Source organism: Priestia sp. P5_B4, assembly GCF_056400385.1.
On sequence record NZ_JBFULJ010000287.1, the window covers coordinates 1 to 4,419 of the forward strand.

The window sequence follows — 4,419 nt, forward strand, 5'->3', positions numbered from 1 at the left end:
GCATCTTTAATCACCATAAAGCAAATATATAAGATAAGTCCAGTCAAAATCCACTTACGATCAATAAAAATCCATACAGGATCATAGAGCTCAAGTAAACAAAAACCAGCATAGGCAATTATTATAATGCCGCATACAATAACATAATATAACTGCTGAAACCTGCTGTAGCCTGAAGCATAAACACACGCTACCCCCACTAAAAACAAAGCGGTGTAGCTAAATGAAAACTGAGCCATATGCATGTTCATTCCGCTTAGGAGTATACTGATTAATATAATGGCTGCTACCTTCCAACGTCTAGGTGTTTTGGGCATAAGAAAAGTCGCAACAATCCATCCCATCCACGAAAGCCAATAAAAGAAAATTCCGTCCACTGAATATGGCACCTCCTCTACCTGTCATCAGTATGTATCAATTTGGTAAAACTTAATCGGAGTTTTAGAATAGAACCCCTTATTTTGGACAACCTATCAGAAAAAAGGAGGGAATCTAAAATGGGAAAAGATCGTCAAGAAAAAAAATTAAAAGAATCAAAACGAGTTGAATCTGACCGTGATCAAGGACTTCACTATCCGGGAGCAACTAGCTTGCAAAGTCCTGAAGAAGCACGCGAGTTAAATGAGCATAAATAAAAAAAATGCGCTGACTAAGTCGGCGCATTTTTTTATTTTAAAACTGGATGTGAAACAGGATAGGAACGTTCTTTCTTTCCTGTAAACAAAAAGAGAACTCCTCCCACTAACAATAGTGCTCCTGACAAATAAAACCCGAATTCCATACTTCCAAGTTTATCTGCAAAATATCCGGTAATGTAAGGTGCAAAGATCGATGACAGCATGCCGCTGAAGTTGAAAAAACCGTACACTTTAGAGTACATGGACGATGGAGTAATATCCGCCATATATGAAATCAAAATCGGATCTAATGCTAATTTACCTATCAAACCGTACACAATTAAGCCGAATAATAGCCAAGAATAACTCTCTGTATAGGGAATAAAAAATTGACACAAAGCGCCCGCTACTGACAAACTCACAATTAATGCTTTTTTATTTACAATTCGATCAGATATATACCCAAAGAAGATTGCTCCTGGAATAGACGCCCAAGGTACTAAAGATGCTATGATGCCTGTTTGAGACCCTTCTAAGCCTCGCGAGTGCTGCAAATAATAAGGAAGCCAAGTCAGCATCCCAAAAAATCCGTAAAGAGAGCAGAAGATTAAAATGTATACGAAAATATGATTTTTTGTAAATAATACTTTTAGCGACTGCTTTGTTTCTTTATTTAGCGAATTTTTTTCTTGATCCCTTTGCTTATCTTTTACAAAGAAAGCTATTAAAATAGCTATTACTATAGTTGGAATAGCAAATAAGTAAAAAGTAAACTGCCAGTCTTTTTCTAACGTATATGTAATGTATGTAGAACCGATAAAACCAAGTGATATACCAAAAGCCATTCCACTATTAATGAGCGCCGACACTAAACCTCGGTATCGTTCAGATGTGATGCTTGAAGAAATTCCGTATTGTGAACCATAATACGTTCCTTCTCCAAGTCCTGTCAGCGCCCGGATAAATAAGAACATACCGAAAGTAGTTGTAAGTCCTGTAAAAAATGTGGCAACTCCAAACAAGATGTATCCAGCTACTAAGATCTTAACTCGACCAAATTGATCTGCCAAAAAACCCGTTGGAATTTGCATAGCTGCATACGCTGCAAAAAATACGGTAGACATTAGCCCAAGTTCAGCTTTATTAAGATCCCACTGCGCACCGATATCTCCCATAACCGGAGATAAAATATTACGATCTGCATACATGAAAACCCAGCCTAAAAAGAAAAGAAAAATTGTAAATACAGAATGTCCCTTTTTCATTACGCCACCTCTTTTTTCTGATTTTTCTGTTTATTTTACTTATTATAAGGGGCTAACGTTTGGGATTTCATGCTTTTTGTCACTTCTTCTGCCAACATTTTTTGTTTTTTAAAATGAAAACGCGATCATTCATCTTTTAAAGAAATAAAAAAGCACGCAGTCAACTGCATGCTTTTTTATGATCTGTTATTAAATGTTTCTATAGATACATTTCGCTGAGTCAGCCAGCTATGGGTATCCCCTGTAATAACTAGAGGCATTTGCTGAAGCTTAGCAATAGAAGTTGCTCCTAGCGCAGCCATGATGAACGTTAACTCCTCATGCATCTCGGCTATCTCTTCTACAACTGCTTCTAAACCAGACTTCATTAAAATGGATAAAAAATATCCTGCCATTCCCGTTGCAGAAGCTCCTAACGCAATAGACTTAGCAATATCCATAGAGGTTTGAATACCTCCCGAACCAATAATGGATATACCTTCTACGTGCTGAGATACTTCTGCTAAAGAAACTGCTGTGGAAATTCCCCAATCATTAAAGAAGTGAAAATGTTTTGCTCGTCTTTCATTTTCGATTTTCGAAAAATTGGTACCACCGTACCCACCAATATCAACGATTTCAACACCAACATCTTTAAGTTTTTGCACTGCTTGAGCGCTCATCCCAAAACCTACTTCTTTGACAATTACAGGAACGGTTACTTCTCGGACAATGCGTTCAATACGACGTAATGCATCGGTGAAATCACGATCTCCCTCCGGCATGACCAGTTCTTGTATAACATTTAAATGAATTTGAAGTCCATTTGCTTCAAGCATATCAACTGCTTTTTTAGCTTGTTCAACTGTAGCTTCACTGCCTAGGTTGGCAAAAATAATTCCGTTAGGGTTTTCTTGACGCACTACTCTGTATGATTGTTCTTCCTTTTCATCTTTAATCGCAGCCATCTGCGATCCAACGGCCATTGCTAATTGACCATGATGAGCAATTTGAGCAAACGAACGGTTAATCCGTTCCGTTTCTTGTCCGCCACCGCCCGTCATAGCATTTATAAAAATTGGCGAACTTAACAAAAGTTCGCCAATTTTTGTATCAATATGAACATCGTGCACGCCAGTATTTGGCAAGCTATTATGAACGAAGCGAATATCATCTAGCCCGTGCAGCCGATGCTGTCCCGTTTGAATCGCATGATGAATGTGATCAATTTTACGTTTTGCTCTGCTCACAAATCATCACCATTACTTATCTTAATTTTTTTAATTGATCCCCAATCATATCACCTAATTGGAAACCTTTTGACTCTTCTTGTAATTCATAGTCACCGTAATCTTCTTGTTCTTCTTCCTCAAGATCACGAATGCTTAACGAAACGCGTCGTTCTTGTTCATTCACATCAAGTACTTTCACCGTCACTTTTTCGCCTTCAGAAAGCACTTCATGCGGTGTCCCGATATGCTTATGGGAAATTTGAGAAATGTGTACAAGTCCTTCTACTCCAGGTAGAACTTCCACAAAAGCTCCAAAAGATACGAGTCTTTTAACGGTTCCATCTACTACATCACCTTGGCGAAGCTTCGTAGAAATGTTGGACCATGGACCTTCTAACGTATCTTTAATAGATAATGAAACACGCCCCGTTGATTTGTCAACAGACAATACTTTGACTTTCACAGCATCTCCCTCAGCTACTACGTCTGAAGGTTTTTCTACACGCGTATGTGAAAGCTGAGAAATGTGCACTAACCCATCTACTCCGCCCACATCTACAAACGCTCCAAAGTCTGTTAAGCGCTGAACGGTTCCTTCTAAAACCTGACCTTCTTTTAATGACTCAAGAACATTTTCTTTTTGTTGTACAAGCTCTTCTTCTACAACTGCACGATGCGAAAGGATCACGCGATTTTTTTCTTTATCTAATTCCACTACTTTGACCGTAAGAGTTTGATCTTGATACTCTGCAAAATCATCAACGAAATGAGTTTCAACAAGAGAAGCTGGAATGAACCCTCTCACACCAATATCTACTACTAATCCGCCTTTGACAATTTCTTTGACTACCGCTTCAAACACTTCACCTGAAGAAAGTTTTGCTTCTAAACCATCCCATGCTTTTTCAGCATCTACAGCCCGTTTAGATAGCACAAGCAAATCGTCTTCCACTTTAATTACTTTCGCTTCGACTTCGGCACCTTCTTGGATTACATCGCCTGCTTTTTCAATATGTAAGCTCGCTAATTCACTAATTGGAATAATACCGTCTAGTTTGCTGTTAGGTACATCTACATACACTTGCTTTTCTTCTACTTTTGTAATAGTACCTTTTACTGTTTCTCCTACTTCTAATGACGTTACCTCTACTTGATTCATATCTTCTGTCATCGTCTTTTCCTCCTCCAATATCCATCTACAATATGTATTCCCTTGTAAGAGTTCTTCACTCTTTTAGCTCATCATTATTGTATATAGCTCTGTATAGAAAAAACTCTCTTTGTTACTAACTTCTAATAAATAGAATCTTTTGTCAAGTCATAAGG

Annotated in this window: 5 protein-coding genes; 1 reads left to right on the forward strand and 4 read right to left on the reverse strand. The window is 38.1% G+C overall.

The window, feature by feature from the left end; all coding sequences use genetic code 11:
- A partial coding sequence (locus AC1DRF_RS17650) for a YphA family membrane protein (protein ID WP_477741281.1) occupies nt 1-377 on the reverse strand: 377 nt, incomplete at its 3' end.
- A gap of 120 nt (nt 378-497) precedes the next feature.
- On the opposite strand from AC1DRF_RS17650, the gene AC1DRF_RS17655 reads away from it, so the two are divergent.
- Entirely contained in the window at nt 498-635 is a 138-nt protein-coding gene (locus AC1DRF_RS17655; RefSeq protein WP_013059024.1) for a YpzI family protein, read from the forward strand.
- 32 nt (nt 636-667) lie between these two features.
- Here AC1DRF_RS17655 and AC1DRF_RS17660 read toward each other — a convergent pair whose 3' ends face one another.
- From AC1DRF_RS17660 to rpsA, 3 genes are all read right to left on the reverse strand, one after another.
- Nucleotides 668-1,882, reverse strand: a complete 1,215-nt coding sequence (locus AC1DRF_RS17660; protein WP_477741282.1) for an MFS transporter — start codon at nt 1,880-1,882, stop codon at nt 668-670.
- A gap of 176 nt (nt 1,883-2,058) precedes the next feature.
- Nucleotides 2,059-3,111: a type 2 isopentenyl-diphosphate Delta-isomerase gene (gene fni / locus AC1DRF_RS17665; RefSeq protein ID WP_427075247.1), complete on the reverse strand. Its 1,053-nt coding sequence runs from the start codon at nt 3,109-3,111 to the stop codon at nt 2,059-2,061.
- 16 nt (nt 3,112-3,127) lie between these two features.
- Nucleotides 3,128-4,264, reverse strand: a complete 1,137-nt coding sequence (gene rpsA / locus AC1DRF_RS17670) for a 30S ribosomal protein S1 (protein WP_013059027.1) — start codon at nt 4,262-4,264, stop codon at nt 3,128-3,130.
- Between the last annotated feature and the right edge of the window lie 155 nt (nt 4,265-4,419).